This window comes from Undibacterium paludis (genome assembly GCF_022568815.1).
GTDB lineage: Bacteria > Pseudomonadota > Gammaproteobacteria > Burkholderiales > Burkholderiaceae_D > Undibacterium.
The window spans coordinates 1-454 of the sequence record NZ_JAKZHX010000067.1 but is presented as its reverse complement, the minus strand read 5'-3'; the positions used below and the strand labels follow the sequence as shown (position 1 = coordinate 454).

The following is a 454-nucleotide window of genomic DNA, read 5'->3' as shown; positions in this document are numbered from 1 at the left end:
CGTCCTTACCCTGAAGAACATCAAGTTCCGCTATGCCGAAGGCGAACCCTGGGTATTGAAGGACATCAACCTGAGCATACCGGCAGGCCAGAGCATTGCCCTGGTCGGCCCCAGCGGTTGTGGCAAGACGACCTTGTGCAAGATCATCCTTGGGCTGTTAAAACCGACGGAAGGTGAAGTATTGATCGACGACATCCCCATCACCCAGCTGGGTATCAAGACCTATCGCCAGCTGGTGGGAACCGTCATGCAGGAAGATGTCTTGCTGGCGGGGTCCATCATGGACAATATCGCCTTCTTTGACAGCCGCTGTGATCAGCAAAGAGTGGAAGAATGCGCCAGACTGGCCGCCATTCATGAAGACATCAGCAAGATGCCCATGGGTTACCAGACCCTGGTCGGCGACATGGGCAGCAGTTTGTCGGGCGGGCAAAAGCAGCGTGTGTTGCTGGCC

Annotated in this window: 1 protein-coding gene; it reads left to right on the top strand. The window is 56.2% G+C overall.

Annotation, left to right across the window (positions count from 1 at the left end; all coding sequences use genetic code 11):
• A partial coding sequence (locus LZ463_RS28945; RefSeq protein WP_241459789.1) for an ATP-binding cassette domain-containing protein occupies positions 1-454 on the top strand: 454 nt, incomplete at both ends.